Raw genomic sequence first — 18,161 nt, forward strand, 5'->3', positions numbered from 1 at the left:
GCACCGCGTGAGCAAACCTGCGATTCTGACTGTCGACGACGACCCGATGGTTTCGGCGGCAATCTCCCGTGACCTGCGCCGCAGGTACGGCGACGACTACCTGGTCGTGCGCGCGACCTCGGGCGACCAAGCACTGGCGGCGCTGACGAAGCTGGCCCTGCGCAACCAGCCGATCGCGCTGATCGCCACCGACCAGCGGATGCCCGGCATGACCGGTATCGAGCTGCTCGAACGCGCCCGCGTGCACGCACCGAGCGCGAAGTACCTGCTGCTCACCGCGTACGCCGACACCGAGGTCGCCATCCGGGCGATCAACGACATCGGCCTCGACTACTACCTGCTGAAGCCGTGGGATCCGCCCGAGGATCAACTGTTCCCGGTCGTCGACGACCTGCTCGGCGACTGGCAACACGCCAACCCCGACCACGTCTCGGATATCCGTGTCGTCGGCAACCGCTGGTCGGACCGGTCGCACGACATCAAGACGTTCCTGGCCCGCAACCACGTCCCGTACCGCTGGTTCGACATCGAGCGCGACCCGGAAGCCGAACGCCTGAAGGATCTGGCCGATGCCTCCGACAACGATCTCCCGCTGGTCCTGATCCCGGAGAGTGACACCCTTCGCTCCCCCACCACCCTCGACCTCGCGTCGGCGCTCGGTCTGCGCACGAGAGCCGAGCAACCGCTGTACGACGTCTGCATCGTCGGCGGCGGACCCGCAGGCCTCGCCGCCGGCGTGTACGCCGCGTCCGAGGGCCTGAGCACCGTGATCGTCGAACGCGAAGCACCCGGCGGACAGGCAGGCCTCAGCGCCGCCATCGAGAACTACCTCGGCTTCCCGCGTGGGCTCACCGGCTCGGACCTCGCGCAGCGGGCGGTCGCGCAAGCATCCCGTTTCGGCGCGGAGATGGTGCTCGCGCGGTCGGTGGTCGGACTCGAGTCGCGCGGCCCCGTGCACGCCGTACTGCTCGAAGGATCCGGTGAGATCGAGGCACGCGCGCTGATCGTCGCGACCGGCGTCTCGTACCGCAGCCTCGACGTCGACGGCCTCGCCGACCTCACCGGCCGCGGCGTGTACTACGGCGCGACCGCCAGCGAGGCCAGCCAGGTCCAGGACGACGAGGTGTACATCGTCGGCGCAGCGAACTCCGCCGGTCAGGCGGCTCTCAACCTCTCGCGCTACGCCAAGCGGGTCGTGCTCCTCGTCCGCGGCGAGTCGCTCGAGAGCTCGATGTCGCGGTACCTGATCGACAAGATCAGCAACGCGCCGAACATCGAAGTACGGTGCCGGACCGAGGTGGTCGGCTGCCGCGGGGATGGTCACCTCGAGGGTCTGACCTTGGCCGACCGCAACTCCGGTCGCGTCGACGAGGTGCTGGCCAGTTGGTTGTTCATCTTCGTCGGAGCGATCCCGCGGACCGATTGGCTCGGCGATTCCGTCGTCCGCGATGAGAAGGGCTTCGTGGTGACCGGGCCGGACGTGGTCGCCTTCGATCGGTGGACGTTGCCGAGACCCCCGTACGCGTTGGAGACCAGCGTGCCCGGGGTGTTCGCCGCGGGCGACGTACGGCTGGACTCGATGAAACGGGTGGCCTCGGCGGTCGGCGAAGGCGCCATGTCGATCTATCTCGTCCACCGCTACCTTGCGACCGTCTGATGCGCGCCGAGGATCTGCGGGACGTCCCGCTCTTCGCCGGGCTCACCGACGCGCAGCTCGACGAACTGATCGACGGCAGCACCGAGGTCGCGATCGAGCTCGGCGCCGATCTGTTCCACGAAGGCGAGCCCGCGGACTTCTGGTGGGTGCTGGTCGACGGCGTGATCGCGCTGCACCGCAAGATCGGTCGCGAGGACACGGTGATGGGCAAGATGGACGTCCCGGGACGCTGGGCCGGCGGGTTCCGCGCCTGGGACGAGCACGGCGTCTACCTCGCCAGCGGCCGCGGCCTCGCCGAGGGTCGGGTACTGCGGGTGCCGACCGACGTACTGCGGGAGCGGATCGACGTGTGGTTCCCGCTCGCCGGGCATCTGATCAGGGGTGTGTACGGGACCGCGCGGGCGATCGAGTCGACGGCCCGGCAGCGGGAGTCGCTGATCACGCTCGGCACGCTGGCGGCCGGGTTGGCGCACGAGATCAACAACCCCGCTGCGGCCGCGACCCGCTCGGTCAGCGCGCTCGACACCGCCTGCGTCACGCTGCTGTCAGCGCTCCGCCGGCTGGCGGAGGGCGACGTGACGGCCGTGCAGTTTGGTGCGCTCGACGAACTGCGGCTCGAGCTCGCCTCGGGTACGGCGGCACCGGATCCGGTCGACCTGGCCGATGACGAGAACACGATCTCGGACTGGCTCGGCGATCACGGCGTCACCCAGGACTGGCTCATCGCACCGCCGTTGGCCGCCGCGGGCGCGGGCGTCGAATGGTGCGAGCGCGCGGGCGACGTACTCGGAGATTCGCTGGAGCCCGGTCTCGAATGGGTCGCCAGCACGCTCTCCGCCGCGACGTTGCTCGGTGAGGTGAAGGAGTCGACGCGGCGGATCACCGAGCTGGTGGCGGCGGTTCGCTCGTACTCGCAGATGGACCGCGGTTCGATCCAGACCATCGACGTGACCGAGGGCATCGAGAGCACGCTGGTGATGCTCGGGCACAAGCTGCGCGACGGCGTCGAGGTGATCCGCGAGTACGGCGCCGACGTACCGCGGATCGACGCTTTCGCGGGCGAGCTCAACCAGGTGTGGACGAACCTGATCGACAACGCGGTCGACGCGATGGACGGCGCCGGCACGTTGCGGATCACGACGCGGATCGACGGCGACCGGATCGTGGTCGAGTTCACCGACACCGGTCGCGGCATGCCGGCGGAGGTCGCGGCGCGGGCGTTCGAGCCGTTCTACACGACCAAGGACGTCGGCAAGGGCACTGGTCTAGGCCTCGATATCGCTCAGCGGATCGTCGCCGAACATCACGGCGGCACGATCACCATCACTTCGCAGCCCGGTCGGACCACGCTCCAGGTGCGTTTGCCGCGGCAACCCAGCCCGGCTGGTTGATTCGTACCGAACGACAGGAGTGGTGGCGGTGCGCGCCATGACGCCGAGGAGCCCGCCCGCTCCGGCGTGAACTACGTCCTGTCGTTCGGTACGGGTCCTCCTCAGGTGTCGTGCTCGAGAATCCGGACCCGCGGCACCTTCAGCAGCTTGCGGGCCTTGGCAGACCAGTCGGAGCAGACGAACCGGGCCGCGGTCTCCGGCCAGGCGACCACCACGACCTCCTGGCTCCCGGTGGTCTTCACCATCTGCATCAGCGCCAGCATGATCTCGCCGTGGGTGATGGAGACGTGGACCTGGTACCCGCTCGCGGCCCGGAGGCGGCGCGAACTGTGTTCGATCACCGACGCGAGGTCGACGGCCGGGTCCGCGAGGGTGGCCACCGGTGTTCGGCTCGGAACGGCCGCCGGACCGACCCGCGCCGACGGACCGATCGCCGAGCCGATCACGGCCGCGCCGCCGGTCGTACCGGCCACGTCCGCGAACGTCGAACCCAGCAACGCCATCGGCCCGCCGAATCCGCTGTCCGGATGGCTGGAGACCAGCAGGTGGTAATCAATGGCTTCTTCGTGTCGTGCGTACAGGGCGGCAACGCGGCGCGCGTCGCCCTCGCTCATCTCCCGCTCGATGAGCACCACCACGTCGTACGTCATTCGTGGCTCCCTTCGCGTCAATTCCGTTGTACTCCTGCACCGGAGCGCGCCAAAGCGACACCCCCGCCTCCGTCACGGAACTGTCAAATATTTCTCAGGCCCTTGCCAGACTCGCCCGAGCGCAGGGGCCGCGTCTCAGCCGGATCTCCAGCCGCGCGCAGGCTGCGGGTCTCAGACCGGGCGTAGGGTCGCGCGGGCGCGAGTGTCCGGAGCCAGGACGGCGAGCAGGTGCGGCGCGTCGATCAGGGACACGCTCGCGTGGTCGAGCAGGCGCGGGTGCAGCGCATACACCTCGGCACCAGATCGCGGCGTGACATCACCGGCAAGGACCGCGACGAAATCCGCCCGGTCGGCGGCGTCCTCGTCCCACCGCCGGTCAGGCTCCAACCGAGCCGTCACCCGCCGCGCGAACGCCGCGAGCTCCTCGGACGGCTCCCGCTGGTACCCGACGACCGATCCGTCGGCGCACCGGACCGCGATCTCGTCGGCCCGCGCGGCCGCGTGCCAGCAGCAGACCTCCCACAGGCTGACCCGATCGCCCGACCCGTGCACCTCCTCCAGCGTCGCAGCCATCAGCCCGAGCCGACCGCCGTACCTCGCGACGTTGTGACCGAATCCGGCCGCGCCGAGGTTCACGTCGTACCAGCGCAGCTCCTTGGTGTGCAGGTCGACGCCGAACGGCATCAGGATCTTCGCCGGCCCGGACAGGTCGAACCGCTCCTCGACCGCGGCCGGGTCGAACAGGCAGTTCGGTTGCCGCATCACCCCAACGAACCCGCGCTCCAACTGATCGAACGGTACGTCGTTGTAGCTGAACACGACCGGCAGCACGTAACGCCCGTCGACCCGGCGTACGGCGCGCAGATCGATATCCACAAACTCGGTCGACCCATGTGGCGCTGGCGCCGACGTCAGGTCGCCGGAGTGCACCAACGCGTCCTGGTCGAACCGCAGCCGCGTGTAATCGCATAGCCCGACGAACGCCCACTCCTCGTCGAACACCGCCACGGACAGATCGAGGTCGATCCGCCGACCGGCCGGCTCGACCCAGTGCAGGAACAGCCGCAGCAGCTCGTCCTGCGGGATCGGCACCGCACTCCCCCGGGTCATCCGCAGCAGACTCGACGACGCGCTCCGCTCCGAACCGGGCGCGGCCAACCGGGTCAGCTCCTCGTCGAGGAACGCCCGTCGCCACCGCGGCAGATCCGTTGCCCGACGCAACATTTCGCCGGTGAGCGCGCTGGACAGCTCCATGGCCAGCTCACTCGGCAACGGCCCGCGCTCGTCCACAGACGTCCAGATCCGGGCCGTCCCCCCGCGCGGGAAGAACAGCCGCAGATCGCCCGGCGGAGTCCGGACCTGACCGAGCGCGGCTGTGATCACCACTGGCGAGACGTCCGACACCGCGGTCGTCAGCGCCTCGACGAGAACCGCGTGCTGGTCGGGCGGAAGCACGCGTGCCAGGTGCACCAAGCGGCGCACCAACTCGCCTGGACGCTCGCGCAGCAGATCGAGCGCCTGCTCGGGCCGGCCTTGCGTGAAGGCGCCCTCGACCCGCGCGGCGAACGTGCTCATCACGAGTCGCCCGTCCTCGACGCGAATCAACGGGTGCTGCGCCGCCTCACTCGCCACCGCCCGCCCGGCGGCGGTCGCGAGGTCCAGATCGGTACGACGAAGGATCGCGAACGCGAGCGCCGCCATCGGGAAGCGGGTCGCGAACTCGAACGGGTGCAGGTTCTCCGCGATCCGCTTCCAGGCCCGCTCGTGGCGCAGCAGGTCCTCGGTCAGCGTCAGCACCGGCAGCCGGTCCAGCCGTTGCAGCACCAGCCGTCGAGTTGCCCGCGGCAACGACTTCCGTCGGGCCGGCGGCGTCCGCAGCCCGGGGTCGGCATCCATCAGCGCATAGATCAGCCGCAGTACGTCGGTCGCCGTGCCGGTGCGATCGATCAGCTCCGGATCGTCGGCGAGGAAGCGCGCGATGACGAGCGCCTGGGTCTCGCGGACCGGAATCTCATCCGGCAGCCACGACGGATCGGCGCCGTCGAGCAGCACTAGCAGGTCAGCCCGATCCGCTGCCGAGAGCGGCGCGCGCCGTGCGAGCAGGGACTCAACTGTCTCGCGGGCCGAGTCATCCGTTGCGAGCGAGAGCAGGCGAAGCCGCTCCGAACGGACGTGCGCCGGCTGCTCCTCGTCGAACGACGGCTTGAGGAACGGGTCCTTGCGATCGATCCGTCGCAGGCAGAGCGGGCACGCGCTGAAGTCCGACCCGTCCCAGCACGTCCGGCAGACCAGATGAGCACACGGCGAGACCGGCTGCACTGCCTTGGTATCGCCGCAGAGCACGCAGGGCTGGTCGGGCTCCTGGAGGAGACGAGCGAAGACCCTGTTGATGTAGAAGGTCTCGGTGTTGCCCGGCACGCTCTCCGGGAAGCCACGGAACAGCGGTGTGTGGTGGGTGTCGCGTCCGGACTCCGCATCGAGCAGGTCGAGCAGTGCGCTGCCGAAGCCGGCAAGTGCGGGAGCCGACAGCGAGGCGCAGTGCCGGTAGAGGCCGACGGACAGCAGGAAGCCCCGCTGGATCAGGTCGGCCTGGAGCGCGGACAGTCCGGTCTGGATCGTGAGCGGACGGCGGAGCCATTGCCAGGCTGTACGGCGAACCGCCGGGGTCAGCGTGGTGACGTCGACGAGCCGGCGGCGGCGCAGCAGGACCTGCGCTGTGTCTTCCGGCATGGCGTCTCCCCGCTGGCGTCCTCTGATGCTGCGTCCTGTGATGACGGCGCCAGGGGCGGAGAGTGGACGCGCTACTTGGCCTGGTAGAGGAGAAGGAAGCACGTCCAGGAGCCGCCCCTGGCACTGAGAACGCTACCGGGCCCCACCGACAGTTTCGGGCTCGCATCGGCCAACACCGGCCCCACAAAGAAGAGCTCCGGTAGCAGGGTCGGGGCCGCCCCGCCCAGACCCCGCTACCGGAGATCTACAGAGTAGAACGTTCACCCAAATACTGCGCTACCGGGTCCCCCAATCTGACCCCGAACTGGCACAGATGCGCCGCAAGTAAACCCTTGAGGTGCGAGCAGACACGACGTTGATCACCCTCGGGAGGTGCCGGGCCACGGAATGTGGCTAACGTCGTTGGTATGTCGGTTGTGGCGGTCGAGCGGGCGCGCTGGCGTGACGTCTTCGGGCACGCCGAGTTCCGGGCGTTGTTCCTGGCCGGGGTGCTGTCGGTGGCGGGCGATCAGCTCGCGCGGGTGGCGTTGTCGGTGCTGGTCTTCGACCGGACCTCGTCGGCCGGGCTGACTGCGTTGACCTATGCATTGACCTACGTGCCGGACTTGTTGTTCGGGCCGCTGCTGGCGGGGTTCGCCGACCGGTACCCGCGACGTACGGTGATGATCGTCACGGATATCGCACGGTCGATTCTCGTTGCAGGTATGGCGATTCAGGCGCTTCCGCTACTCGTGGTGATCCTGCTGCTGGTCGCGCTGCAGGCGTTCGGTTCGCCGTTCAACGCGGCCCGCGGGGCGACGCTGCCTGCCGTTCTCCCGGGTGACCACTACGTCCTGGGCAAGGCCGCGAACGACATGGTCGTCCAGTTCAGCCAGGTCCTCGGCTTCGGCTTCGGCGGTGCCGTCGTGGTCGCCGTAGGAACGTCAGGCGGCCTCCTCCTCGACGCCGCCACCTTTGTCCTGTCGGCCCTCCTGATCACCTTCGGAGTACATCGACGACCCGCTCCGACAAGTGGCACAGATGCGCCATCAGCAAGCTATCTGAAGGACCTGACCGCCGGCATCGCGTTGGTCGCCCGTACGCCGAAACTCCGCACCCTCGTCCTCCTGGCCACCATCGCCGGCTTCTACGTCACCGTGGAGGGCCTAGCAGTCCCCTATGCCCACGAGATCGGCTACGGCACCACGACTGCGGGAGTCTTGCTCGCCGCGAGTCCGGCCGGCTGTGTGCTCGGGATGTGGCTGATCACGCTCTGGTCGCCGGAGCGGCGGATGAAGCTGCTTGGACCACTGGCGGTCGCGGCGTGTGTTCCGCTGGCCTTCTGTGCGCTCCAGCCAGGCCCTGTGGTGACGTTCTGTCTCTGGGCGCTGTCCGGCGCCGCATCGGCGTACCACCTGCCGACCAGCGCCGCGTTCGTCCAGGCCGTGCCCGATCACCAGCGCGGCAAGGCCTTCGGCGTCGCGGGTACGGCGCTGAAGGGCAGCCAGGGCCTCGGAATTCTGCTCGTGGGGTTGCTGGCAGGACCATTCGGCGCATCCGGCGCACTCGCCGTGATGGGCGTCACAGGGGCATTGCTGGCGGCCGCGGCGGGCGGCGCCTGGGCGCGCGCCCGCCGCATCGACGACCATTCCGGAGAATTGCGGGCGGGATAAATTCCGGGCCGTCCGGTTATCTCGTGAGTGAGTTCTCCGGAATGTAAGACGGAGGTAAAGATTTACCTTTCGTCACCAATCGTTACCGCCATTGGCGGTCTGCGGCACGAACCAGTCGTTACCGCCGCGGAGCCAATCGTTGCCGCCACCGGTGAACCAGTCGTTCCCGCCGGTGAACCAGTCGTTCCCCCCATGGAACCAGTCGTTGCCGCCGGTGAACCAGTCGTTGCCGGTGCCGTTACCGCGCGTCGTCTTCTGCATGATTCTCGACCCTTCTGGAGTGCCCAACTGGTGGAATGACCCGGCCACGGGCGTGACGTGACGTGAACGGGTCGTTACGATGAACGCATAACCGCTCAGATCGACTGTGTGTGAGGCTCATATGATTCTGATCGGTCGGAGCAGTTGGGGGCCACCCCGGCAATGGAAGCTCTGGTCGTTGCCGAGGACCGCTTTGGCTTATGTGCTCGCGATTGATGTGATTGCGGTCACGATTACCACACTGGCGGTTCGCAGCACGTTGGTCGGGCCGAACTCCGGCATCCGGCACTCGGAGTGGGTCGCCTTCGTCGTCCTTGCTGTCGCTTCGACCCTGCACCTGGAGTGTGCCCGCGGAATCGAGCGCCGACGCGAAACTGCGGCCAACACTTCACCCCACACGAATCTGAAGTGCCTGTGGATCTTTGCGGCCCTGCTGCTGCTCCCGCTGTCGCTGGTGATCCCGCTGGTCGTGCTGGCTTACCTCTACTCCTGGTTCCGGGTGTACGGGCGGACCGTTGCGCACCGCAAGGTCTTCTCGACGGCGACGTACATCCTCGCCAGCGCCGCCGCAGCCGCCGTACTGCGCGCCGGCGGCCTGCTGACCGAGCCGCGGGTGCCGACCGGCCTCTGGTCGCTGCTGGTGGTGATTGCCGCAGCCGGGACCTGGTGGCTGGTGAACTACGCGCTGGTGATCGGCGCCATCCTGCTCGCGTCTCCGGAGGCCACTGCGCGTGAGGCGCTCGGTGAGCTGTCAGATCAGCTGGTCGTGTGCGCCGGGCTGGGGCTCGGCGTGGCGATCGCTGCGGTCCAGTCGTCGTACCCATGGGTCGTCCCTGTACTCATGGTGACGGTGATGGCGCTGCACCGGGATCTGCTGCTTCCGCAGTACCAGCGGGCCGCTGGGACCGACTCGAAGACCGGCCTGGCGACCTCGTCGTACTGGGCGAGCGCAGTGCCCGCTGAGCTGGCCCGCGCGGACACTCTGCGCAGCACGGTCGGTCTGCTGATGCTGGACCTCGACAGGTTCAAGGAGATCAACGACACCTACGGCCACCCAGCCGGTGACGAGGCGCTTCGTGCAGTCGGCGAGGCGATCCGGGCCGAGGTCCGGCACGGCGATCTGGTCGCACGGGTCGGCGGAGACGAGCTGGCGGTCCTGCTGCCCGGCGCGTCCGAGATCGAGCTGATGGAGATCGCGGAGCGGATCAGAGAGCGGCTGGTGACCCTCGCAGTATCGGTCGGTACGACGAACGGCGGCACCGCGGCGATCACCGGCGTACCGGCGTCCTTCGGTGCGGCGATCTATCCGCATGTCGCGAACACCATGGACCAGCTGATCCTCGCCGCCGACGACGCACTGCTGACGGCCAAGCGGGCCGGGCGGAACCAGATCGTCGCCGCCCTCCCGAACCCGCCGGCCGTCACCGAGCACGTCGACCACACTGAGCAGTCAGGACGCTCTGACTCGGACCAGCACGTCAGCGACTGACTCTGATCAGCGCCTTGCCGCGGAGGGTGCGGTTCTCCAAGGCTTGGTGGGCAGCGGATACCTGGTCGAGGTCGTACAGCTGGTCGATGACAGGTGTTAGGTCGCCGGCGGCTGCGCGGGCTATGACGTCGGCGCCGGTGATTGTGGTGGTGGTTGAGTCGGCGCGGAGGTCCATGATGCCCTTCAGGGTTACTCCGCGGCGGGCGGCTTCGGCTGGGTCGATGGGGGCGAAGTTGCCGCTGGGGGCGCCGTGGGCGGAGAACCAGCCGCCGTCCTTCACCACGCTGAAGGCGGCCGCGCCCAGTTCGCCGCCCGCGCCTTCGAAGACGATGTCGGCGCCGCGGTTATTGGTTGCCTCAAGCACCAACTTCTCCCAGGACGGCTTGCTGTAGTCGATCAGTACGTCGGCGCCCTGGGCTCGGCTCAGTCGGAGCTTCTCCTCGCCGCGGGCGGCTGCGATCACGTGTGCACCGGTCTTGTGGGCGAGCTGGATCAGGAGCAGGCCCATCCCGCCGGCCGAGGCGGTGATCAGTACGTCCCGGCCGGCCATCGACGGCGCGAGTTCCTCGAGCATGAGCGCGGTGAACCCGTCGCCGTACACCGCGACCGCGGTCCGCAGGTCGAGCTCGGGCGGTACATCGACCAGGTCGGTCGTGGTCAGGGCGAGCTCGGCGTGCGCACCGAAGCCGTCCGCTCGGCCGACGACGGTCTTGCCGATCCAGTCCGTCGGTACGTCGGGACCGACCGCGCGGACCCGTCCGCCGAGGGTGCCTCCCGGGACGTACGGCGGCTCGACATCGAAGAACTTGCCGTGCCCGCCGCGGCGGATCGCGGTCTCGACGAAGATGACGTCCGCGAACTCCACCTCGACGAGCACCTGGCCTGCTCCGGGCTCGGGGTCCGGCAGGTCGCGGGTCTCGATCACGTCCGGGCCGCCGAACTCGGTCACTACTGCTGCACGCATATCTGCACTCTCTCCGGTTGTCTTCGGGGTTCCGAGACTGCAACCTCAACGTTGGTTCAGGTCAAGCTCAGGAGTTGTCGGTGGTCCGGCGTACTGTGCTGGGCATGCTCGACGCCGTCTTCGTCCCGGCCGACCCGCCGCGCGCGGGCCGGCTGGCGCTGTACGGCGACCTGGCCGCGGCGGGCGAGCAGTCTGACGGCACGGTCGACCTCGTGCTGCCGCGTGGCTCGACGGTCCGGCGTACGACGGTGCCTGCTCGGCTCTTGTCCATGCCCGAGTTGCTCGCCCGCCTGACTGGCCCCGATGTCGATTCGGACAGTTGTGCCGCGAGTTGGGCTGCGTGGCGGGCGGCTGGGCTGGCGGGACTGGTGCTGATCGGGCGGGGGCGGCTGGTGCCGGATCACAGCCCGGACGGGTACGGCGCGTGGCGCGTCGCTCCACTCGATCCGATCGACCGCGCCTGGCTGCGGAACCTCGGCGCCGCCATGCCGGCGTACGGTCATGCCCTGCCGATCGAAGGCACCCGGCCGGTCCGGCTGGTCGACCCCGAGCAACTCGTCCGCGCGTTCTGGGACGCGCTCGCCGACAGCATCGTCCGTACGCCGGCAGCTGCCGTCGCGACCCGCCCCGGCGCCGCACCGTTCGCCGCCACCGATCCGACCACGCTGATCGGACCATCGAGCTGGCTCGACGAGACTGCGCTCGCCGAAGAGGCCGGCGCTCGCCTCGTGCTCCGGATCGAACCACCTGAGCTGCCTCAGGAATCGTTCCGCGGCGTCCTGCAACTGCGCAGCGGGCTCGATCCGAGCCTGCTGGTCGATGTTGCGGACATGTGGAACGCGCCGGCCGCCGTACTAACAGCCCTCGGTGAGCGCGCCGAGACCGACCTTCTCCTCGCCCTCCGCCGCGGTGCACGAGTCTGGCCTCCGCTGGGCGCCGCGCTGCGCGATGCAGCGCCGGAAGAGGTTGGCATCGACGATGTGGCGCTGGACGAGCTCGCCGAAGGAAGCAGCGAGTTGGAGGGCGCAGGTATCGAGGTCCTCTGGCCGACCGACCTGTTCGCCGGCGAGCTGGCCGTCCGCGGCTCCGTCGCCACACCTACTCCTGGCGCGATCACCGGCCCTGACTTCAGCCTGAACGATCTGGTCGCGTTCCGCTGGCGACCGACGCTCGACGGCCAGGACCTGACCGAGGCCGAGGTCGGCGCGCTCGCGGAAGCGAAACGGCCGATGGTCCGCATGCGCGGCCGCTGGATCCGCGTCGATCAGGACGTCGTGCGGCGACTCCGCAACGGCTCCACGCGCAAGCTCACGGGTGCCGAGGCACTCGGTGCGGCGCTGACCGGGACGATCGATGTTGACGGTGAGCTCGTTCCTTTCGACGCGGACGGTTCGCTGGCTGCGATGCTCGCCCGGCTGCGGACGGCGGAGGAGCCGGCTCCGTTCACCGATCCGGTCGGCCTGCACGCGACCCTCCGCGATTACCAGCGTCGCGGCGTCGCGTGGATGGCGCAGCTCGCCAACCTCGGCCTCGGCGGTTGCCTCGCCGACGACATGGGCCTGGGCAAGACGATCCAGGTGATCGCGCTTCACCTCCAACTGGAGCGGCGCGGCCCGACGCTGGTCGTCTGCCCGTCGACCCTGCTCGGCACGTGGGAGCGCGAGTTCGAGCGGTTCGCGCCCGACGTACCGACGCGGCGCTACCACGGTGCCGGCCGGACGCTCAGCGATATCGCGCCCGACGAGGTGGTGCTCACGACGTACGGCGTGGTGCGTCAGGACCATCGTGTCCTCGGCGAGGTGCCGTGGGGCCTGGTCGTTGCCGACGAGGCGCAGCACGCCAAGAATCCGTTGTCACGCACGGCTCGCGCGTTGCGAACGTTGCCCTCAGCAACCAGGATCGCGTTGACCGGTACGCCCGTGGAGAACAGGCTGTCCGAGCTGTGGTCGATCCTCGACTGGTCGGCACCGGGACTGCTCGGGACGCTCGACCGGTTCCGCCACGACGTCGCCGTGCCCGTGGAGCGGTTCCACGACGAGGAGGCGACCGTGCGGCTCGCTCGGGTGACGCGTCCGTTCCTGCTGCGGAGGCGTAAGAGCGATCCGGGGATTGCTCCGGAGCTTCCGCAGAAGTCGGAGCGTGACGTCGTCGTGCCGCTGACGGTCGAGCAGGCCACGCTCTACCAGGCGGTGGCGAAGGAGACGCTCGCCAAGATCGAGGAAGCCGAAGGCATTGCGCGGCGTGGGCTCGTGCTCAGTCTGCTCACGCAGTTGAAGCAGGTGTGCAACCACCCGGCACAGTTCCTGCACGAGCCCGGTCCGCTGGAGCGACGCTCGGGCAAGCTCGCCGCGCTGGACGAGCTGCTCGACGTGATCCTGGCCGAGGGCGAGTCGGTGCTGATCTTCAGTCAGTACGTCGAGATGTGCCGGCTGATCGAAGCGCATCTGGCGGCGCGGCAGATCAAGTCGTTGTTCTTGCACGGCGGGATCGGGGTGCGGAAGCGCGAGCAGCTGGTCGCGGATTTCCAGTCCGGAGCAGCGCAAGTGTTCTTGCTGTCGTTGAAGGCCGGCGGGGTCGGGCTGACGCTGACGCAGGCCACGCACGTCGTGCATTACGACCGCTGGTGGAACCCGGCGGTCGAGGATCAGGCGACCGACCGCGCGTACCGGATCGGCCAGGACCGCCCGGTGCAGGTCCATCGCCTTGTCACCGAGAACACGCTCGAAGACCGCATCTCGACAGTGATCAACGCGAAGCGCGACCTCGCGGATGCTGTGGTCGGCTCGGGTGAGGCGTGGCTGAGCGAGCTGTCGGATTCCGAACTCACCGAGCTGGTCGAGCTGTCGACGACCCCGGCCAAGTCCGGCTCGGCGAGTGCGTACAACCCTTCTGCCGTTGGGAAATCCGGTGGCTGACGAGGATCGGGTGCCGTGGCAGGGGTGGCGGCGGAAGGGTGAGGACGCCGGGCTGCCTGCAGCGAAGGGGCCGGGGAGTCGACGGCCGTTCGGGGCGACGTGGTGGGGTCGCGCGTGGTTGGAGGCGTTGGAGCAGCGGGCTCGGCTTGATCCGGGGCGGTTGTCCCGTGGACGGTCGTACGCGCGGCGCGGAAGTGTCGTCGAGCTGACGGTGAGCCCGGGTGAGGTCGAGGCAATAGTGCAGGGCAGCCGCGTCACGCCGTACCAGGTGACCGTGCGGATCCGCGCGTTCTCGAGCGCCGAGTGGGATTCGGTGCTGGAGGTGGTGTCGGCGCAGATCGGTCGGGTCGCGGCGCTGCTGGATGGTGAGTTGCCGCCCGAGGTTATCGACGACGTACGCGATGCGGGGCTCGAGCTGCTGCCCGGAGCCGGCGAGGTCCTCACGCACTGCACCTGCCCCGACTTTGCCGTTCCCTGCAAGCATTCTGCGGCCGTCTGCTACCTGATCGCGGACGCGCTGGACGACGATCCGTTCGCGCTGCTTCTTCTGCGCGGTCGGCGTAAGGACGAACTCCTAGCGGCCCTCCGCACCCGCCGCGGCTCACCTGCCGCGCCAGTCGTCGCACCCCGCACTCCCCCGCCGGCCGGCATCCCCGCGATAGCTGCGTTCGCGAGCCCATCAAATGTTCCCGTGCCGGCACCACCTCGACCGCTCGGTGCGCCCGGAGTGCCCGCCGCGGTGCGGGTGCTGGATCCACCACGCTCGTCCGGCGTCGACGTACGGGATTTGGTCGCCCTGGCCACCGACGCTGCCCAACGCGCGTGGGAGCTGGCGTCCGGCGACGGAGACGGCGGCCTCAACCTCACCTTCGAGCAAGACCTGGCCCGCAGAGCAGCCAAAGCCCTCGGTACGCCGGATCTCGCTGACCTCGCGCACCGCGCCGGCATCTCGTCCCGCCGGCTCACCAGCTGGGCCGTCGCCTGGCGAGATGCCGGGCCCGGCGGCCTGACCGTCACCCTCGACGACCCGGTCGCCGTCGCCCCGGACGCCCTGACCGAAGCCCTCGAGGCCCTCCCCGACGCCACCATCGAAGCCAACCGAGTCACCTCAGGCAAACTCCAACTCCGCCTGGGCCCTGACAACCTCTGGTACCGCTTCAACCAGCAATTCAACGACTGGACTCTCACCGGCCCTCCGTCCCCGGACCCCAAGGACCTCCTCTAAGCTCCGACCGACGCACGTCCTGGGGAGGGTGCACCATCATGCGCCGAATCACAGCCGGTGTAGCTGTCCTACTGCTCGGCCTGGTCGCCTGCGACAGCCACACCACACAGGAGGTCGTGCCTACTCCGACACCTGCCGGAAACCTGTGTGAGCGGCTTGCCCCGCATCTCACCGGCTGGAAGGCCGCGGCGGCAGCGTCGCGCCTCACCGCGCCGCTCGCGGACAACTGCTCGTTGGTCGACACGACACAGGAGCTCCATCGGGTCTGGGTCGCTCTGTCCGCGATCCCGGTCACCGACGCGCAGTTCGCTCAGTCCCGCAAGAGCGACATTGAGTGGGTCACAGGAATGCAGTACGCGGCCAAGGTCGTCGACGGCGAGCTGGGCCCGGGGTCATGGGCCGTCAACCCGGCGGCCGCCGCTCCCTGGCTCGTCTTTCGCGCCGACAACCGTCCGGTCGAGCTACGCATGGTGAACGACGGCTCAGGCACGTTGGACGAACTCCGCTCCATCGCGGAGACGATCGTCGGGCTGCCCGGCGGCCTTCCCGCAGCGCCGACGATGATCGCGCAGCCGGAGTGCGCACGCGGCACTGCGGCAGCCGAGCGACTGCTCGGCGAGAAGGCGATGCTGCGCCGAGACACCCTGACCGACGGCTACTTGTGGTGCCAGTGGGGCTCGGCGACCCGCACGGTTGCGGTCCGATCCGGTGGCCTGGGCTCGGATCCGGCGCTCGACTTCGGCTACGTGAAAGGCGGGTTCACGTCGCATCGGGTGAACGTCGGCGCCGAGGGCTGGCAGCAGGCAGACGGTCAATTGGCGTTCCGCACCGCCAAAAACGCTTACATCGAACTGATGGCAACCCCTGACAGGACCCTGCACCCAGACCTGCTCGTCGCCCTCGCCCAAGCGATCGCACCCGCATACGAGTGAATCAGCGGGCGGCCACGAACGCTTCGGTCAGCCGGGTGATCAGGTCGTACGGGATGGGCTTGCTGAGGGGGAACTTGAGGGTGCCTTTGCCGGAGCGGTAGGGCTCGATGGCCGCCGCCAGATCGTCGTCGAGGGGTGGGATCGGGTAGACCGCGACGTGGGCTTTCCAGCCGCTGAAGTAGATCAGCGGCTTCCCGTCCAGGGTGATCGTCGGGATCTGGTAGCTGATCTTCTCGCCCGCCTCGGGCACGACGGCGTGGACAGTACGGCGTACCCGCTCCAGGATCTCGCGGACGTCGGGCGGGAACGACGCGATGTACCCGTCCACCGTCTCCGCCATGGCCGACAACTTACCCGCGGCGGCGCAAGGTGGTGTGCTCTTCGAGGGCCGGGACGAGGTTTTCGGCGATCTTCACGTGGCCCGCGACCGTGGGGTGGACCTGGTCGGTGCAGTCGTCTTCGGTGATCCAGCCGGTGGAGTCGACGGAGACGAGGTTGGGGTCGTCGAGGGACTTCACCGCGGCCTGGATCGTGTCGGCGTGCTTCCCGTTGAACGGCGTCAGCGACACGATCGTCGACTCCGGGTACGCCGCGCGCACCCGCCGTACATAATCCGCATACTCCTCGACGTCAAGCGTCGGATCGTTCACGCCGAGGTTGATCACGACCACGTCGGACGGCTCGACGCGCTCCGCCGGCGAGCCTGCGAAGTTCCAGCCGAACGAGTCCACGCCGGCCGGCACCTCGCCGTTCCCCGGCTTGCTGATCCCCTGGCTGCCGAACCCGACCTGGTACGACGTCGCGCCGAACGCCCGAGCGGTCAGATATGCGTACGACGTCGTACCGTCCGCGCCCTCGGACTCCGGGTGCACGCTCAGCGACCGCACCCCCTGCGTGATCGAGTCGCCGTAGAACTCGATCCGCGGACCGCCGGGCCGACCGCTCAACCGGAGCCGCGTGTTCACGTCGAGCACAAGACCGGCGAACACGACCGCGCACTCGAACGGCGGATTCCACCGGTTCGCGTGCTCGTTCACGTCCTTGACCACGACCTCGACCTGGTGCCGACCGTCCGGCGCCGACAGCTCGACGACCGGTCCCTCGATCACGTGCAATTCCGGTTCGCCGTCATCGAGCGTGATCCACAGGTGCGGCGCGACCGTGAGCCCGTCGGTGTCGAACAGCAACTGCAGCCGCTCGCCCGCGTACGAGAACGAGATCCGCGAACCGGAGTTCACGGTGATCGCCACACCGGGCTGGTGTCCCCACTGTCCTTCCAGGACGATGCGCGGATCGGACGGGGCGACGACCTCGCCAGGCTCGAACGGCACAGCACACTCCTCGGTCTCGGTTGCTGTGCCATTCTGCCTGGCCGTCCGGTCGATGAGGTCACCATCCCGCCTTCCGGGCCCGCGCCTCGAACAGCAGGATGCCCGCCGACAGCGCGACGTTCAGCGAGTCCGCCTGCCCGAGCATCGGGATCGACACCGCGTCGAACCCCTCGTCATGCCACTCCCGCGACAGCCCCGACCCCTCCGAACCGACCACGAACGCCGTCGGCCCGTCGTACCGCGGAACGCGATACGTCCCCGTTGCCGCCGGGTCGGCGAGGTGGACGCGGAAGCGATGGCTCCGCAACCACGCCGCGGCGGACGGGATGTCGTCGAACTCCAGGATCGGCGTCGAGAGGACGGTGCCGCGGCTCGCGGAGTACACGGACGGATGCGTCGGCCGGGCTCGCTTGCTCGTCAGAACCAGACAGTCGGCGTTGGCGGCGTCCGCCGTACGGATCAGGGTGCCGAGGTTTCCGGCGTACTCGACGCCGTCCGCGACCAGCACCAGCGACTCGTTGGTGAACTCGAACGTGTGCGGCCGCCATTCCGGGAGCCGCGCGATCGAGATCAGGCCGTCGGACCGGGTCTTGCGGGAGAGGCGGGCGAGCAACTTCTCCGAGATGCGGTACACCTCGGTGGCGCGCTCCGCGATCCGGTGGACCTCGGTCGTGGCGATCTCTGTCGTGGCGATCTCTGGGCACCAGAAGAACGCGTCGATGGTGGCGGTCGTGGTGAGGAGGCGGTCGTGTTCCCAACTGCCTTCGACCATGATCCGGCCGGGTGAACCGTCCTTCCGCAGGGTCAGCAGGTCACGGACACGGGGGTGTTGCGCGCCGATGGAACGCGCGTTGTGCACAGTCATGTGCAAGCTCCGAATGGAGAGAATCAGCAAGCGCGCCGGGGACCCTGCGACAGGGTCCGCACCGGCGGGGCGACGCCCGTGGGGCGCCGTGGTACTGAC

The 18,161-nt window shown here is 68.8% G+C and carries 14 protein-coding genes; 7 read left to right on the plus strand and 7 right to left on the minus strand.

The window, feature by feature from the left end:
- Positions 1-7: 7 nt before the first annotated feature.
- Both ACQPYH_RS29730 and ACQPYH_RS29735 read left to right on the plus strand, forming a co-directional pair.
- Positions 8-1,657: an FAD-dependent oxidoreductase gene (locus ACQPYH_RS29730; protein WP_432877919.1), complete on the plus strand. Its 1,650-nt coding sequence runs from the start codon at positions 8-10 to the stop codon at positions 1,655-1,657.
- Positions 1,657-3,048, plus strand: a complete 1,392-nt coding sequence (locus tag ACQPYH_RS29735; RefSeq protein ID WP_432877921.1) for a sensor histidine kinase — start codon at positions 1,657-1,659, stop codon at positions 3,046-3,048. Before ACQPYH_RS29730 ends, ACQPYH_RS29735 begins: the two co-directional genes overlap by 1 nt.
- A gap of 101 nt (positions 3,049-3,149) precedes the next feature.
- Here the strand turns inward: ACQPYH_RS29735 and ACQPYH_RS29740 are convergent, their stop codons facing one another.
- Together ACQPYH_RS29740 and ACQPYH_RS29745 are read right to left on the minus strand one after the other, a co-directional pair.
- Positions 3,150-3,698 (minus strand): hypothetical protein, encoded by a 549-nt coding sequence (locus tag ACQPYH_RS29740; RefSeq protein ID WP_432877924.1) that lies wholly within the window; start codon positions 3,696-3,698, stop codon positions 3,150-3,152.
- A 171-nt stretch (positions 3,699-3,869) separates the two neighbouring features.
- Positions 3,870-6,428: an MXAN_6230/SCO0854 family RING domain-containing protein gene (locus ACQPYH_RS29745; RefSeq protein ID WP_432877926.1), complete on the minus strand. Its 2,559-nt coding sequence runs from the start codon at positions 6,426-6,428 to the stop codon at positions 3,870-3,872.
- A 407-nt stretch (positions 6,429-6,835) separates the two neighbouring features.
- Here ACQPYH_RS29745 and ACQPYH_RS29750 point away from each other — a divergent pair, with 407 nt between their 5' ends.
- Positions 6,836-8,080, plus strand: coding sequence for an MFS transporter (locus tag ACQPYH_RS29750; protein ID WP_432877929.1), 1,245 nt, complete (start codon positions 6,836-6,838; stop codon positions 8,078-8,080).
- Between the two features lie 72 nt (positions 8,081-8,152).
- On the opposite strand, the gene ACQPYH_RS29755 is transcribed toward ACQPYH_RS29750, so the two are convergent.
- Positions 8,153-8,341: a DEAD/DEAH box helicase gene (locus ACQPYH_RS29755; protein WP_432877931.1), complete on the minus strand. Its 189-nt coding sequence runs from the start codon at positions 8,339-8,341 to the stop codon at positions 8,153-8,155.
- 178 nt (positions 8,342-8,519) lie between these two features.
- Between ACQPYH_RS29755 and ACQPYH_RS29760 the strand changes: the two genes are divergently transcribed.
- On the plus strand, positions 8,520-9,830 hold the full coding sequence (locus ACQPYH_RS29760) for a diguanylate cyclase (protein ID WP_432877934.1): 1,311 nt from the start codon (positions 8,520-8,522) through the stop codon (positions 9,828-9,830).
- On the opposite strand, the gene ACQPYH_RS29765 is transcribed toward ACQPYH_RS29760, so the two are convergent.
- Positions 9,820-10,794 carry a zinc-binding dehydrogenase gene (locus tag ACQPYH_RS29765; protein WP_432877937.1) on the minus strand — a complete coding sequence of 325 codons (975 nt, stop codon included), beginning with the start codon at positions 10,792-10,794 and terminating at the stop codon, positions 9,820-9,822. The two genes, ACQPYH_RS29760 and ACQPYH_RS29765, sit on opposite strands and share 11 nt — an antisense overlap.
- Before the next feature lie 80 nt (positions 10,795-10,874).
- Here ACQPYH_RS29765 and ACQPYH_RS29770 point away from each other — a divergent pair, with 80 nt between their 5' ends.
- From ACQPYH_RS29770 to ACQPYH_RS29780, 3 genes are read left to right on the plus strand one after another with little or no spacing between them, the layout of a single operon-like run.
- Positions 10,875-13,709, plus strand: a complete 2,835-nt coding sequence (locus tag ACQPYH_RS29770) for a DEAD/DEAH box helicase (RefSeq protein WP_432877939.1) — start codon at positions 10,875-10,877, stop codon at positions 13,707-13,709.
- Complete coding sequence (locus ACQPYH_RS29775) at positions 13,702-14,934, plus strand: SWIM zinc finger family protein (protein WP_432877942.1); 1,233 nt, start codon at positions 13,702-13,704, stop codon at positions 14,932-14,934. Before ACQPYH_RS29770 ends, ACQPYH_RS29775 begins: the two co-directional genes overlap by 8 nt.
- 38 nt (positions 14,935-14,972) lie before the next feature.
- Complete coding sequence (locus ACQPYH_RS29780; RefSeq protein ID WP_432877944.1) at positions 14,973-15,866, plus strand: hypothetical protein; 894 nt, start codon at positions 14,973-14,975, stop codon at positions 15,864-15,866.
- Between the two features lies 1 nt (position 15,867).
- Here ACQPYH_RS29780 and ACQPYH_RS29785 read toward each other — a convergent pair whose 3' ends face one another.
- The 3 genes from ACQPYH_RS29785 to ACQPYH_RS29795 are packed head-to-tail and all read right to left on the minus strand — an operon-like array spanning position 15,868 to position 18,062.
- Positions 15,868-16,206, minus strand: coding sequence for an iron chaperone (locus ACQPYH_RS29785; protein ID WP_432877947.1), 339 nt, complete (start codon positions 16,204-16,206; stop codon positions 15,868-15,870).
- Positions 16,207-16,216: 10 nt separating this feature from the next.
- The gene (locus ACQPYH_RS29790; RefSeq protein WP_432877949.1) at positions 16,217-17,197 is read right to left on the minus strand and encodes an SGNH/GDSL hydrolase family protein; all 981 of its coding nucleotides are present in this window, start codon (positions 17,195-17,197) and stop codon (positions 16,217-16,219) included.
- Between the two features lie 58 nt (positions 17,198-17,255).
- On the minus strand, positions 17,256-18,062 hold the full coding sequence (locus ACQPYH_RS29795) for a TrmH family RNA methyltransferase (RefSeq protein WP_432877952.1): 807 nt from the start codon (positions 18,060-18,062) through the stop codon (positions 17,256-17,258).
- Between the last annotated feature and the right edge of the window lie 99 nt (positions 18,063-18,161).

The sequence above is a fragment of the Kribbella sp. CA-245084 genome (assembly GCF_050942355.1).
GTDB lineage: Bacteria > Actinomycetota > Actinomycetes > Propionibacteriales > Kribbellaceae > Kribbella.

Excerpts from the sequence above, each read along its gene's own strand:
- ACQPYH_RS29735 (WP_432877921.1), top strand. The coding sequence starts at position 1,657 with ATGCGCGCCGAGGATCTGCGGGACGTCCCGCTCTTCGCCGGGCTCACC.
- ACQPYH_RS29740 (WP_432877924.1), bottom strand. The coding sequence starts at position 3,698 with ATGACGTACGACGTGGTGGTGCTCATCGAGCGGGAGATGAGCGAGGGC.
- ACQPYH_RS29745 (WP_432877926.1), bottom strand. The coding sequence starts at position 6,428 with ATGCCGGAAGACACAGCGCAGGTCCTGCTGCGCCGCCGCCGGCTCGTC.
- ACQPYH_RS29750 (WP_432877929.1), top strand. The coding sequence starts at position 6,836 with ATGTCGGTTGTGGCGGTCGAGCGGGCGCGCTGGCGTGACGTCTTCGGG.
- ACQPYH_RS29755 (WP_432877931.1), bottom strand. The coding sequence starts at position 8,341 with ATGCAGAAGACGACGCGCGGTAACGGCACCGGCAACGACTGGTTCACC.
- ACQPYH_RS29765 (WP_432877937.1), bottom strand. The coding sequence starts at position 10,794 with ATGCGTGCAGCAGTAGTGACCGAGTTCGGCGGCCCGGACGTGATCGAG.
- ACQPYH_RS29780 (WP_432877944.1), top strand. The coding sequence starts at position 14,973 with ATGCGCCGAATCACAGCCGGTGTAGCTGTCCTACTGCTCGGCCTGGTC.
- ACQPYH_RS29785 (WP_432877947.1), bottom strand. The coding sequence starts at position 16,206 with ATGGCGGAGACGGTGGACGGGTACATCGCGTCGTTCCCGCCCGACGTC.
- ACQPYH_RS29795 (WP_432877952.1), bottom strand. The coding sequence starts at position 18,062 with ATGACTGTGCACAACGCGCGTTCCATCGGCGCGCAACACCCCCGTGTC.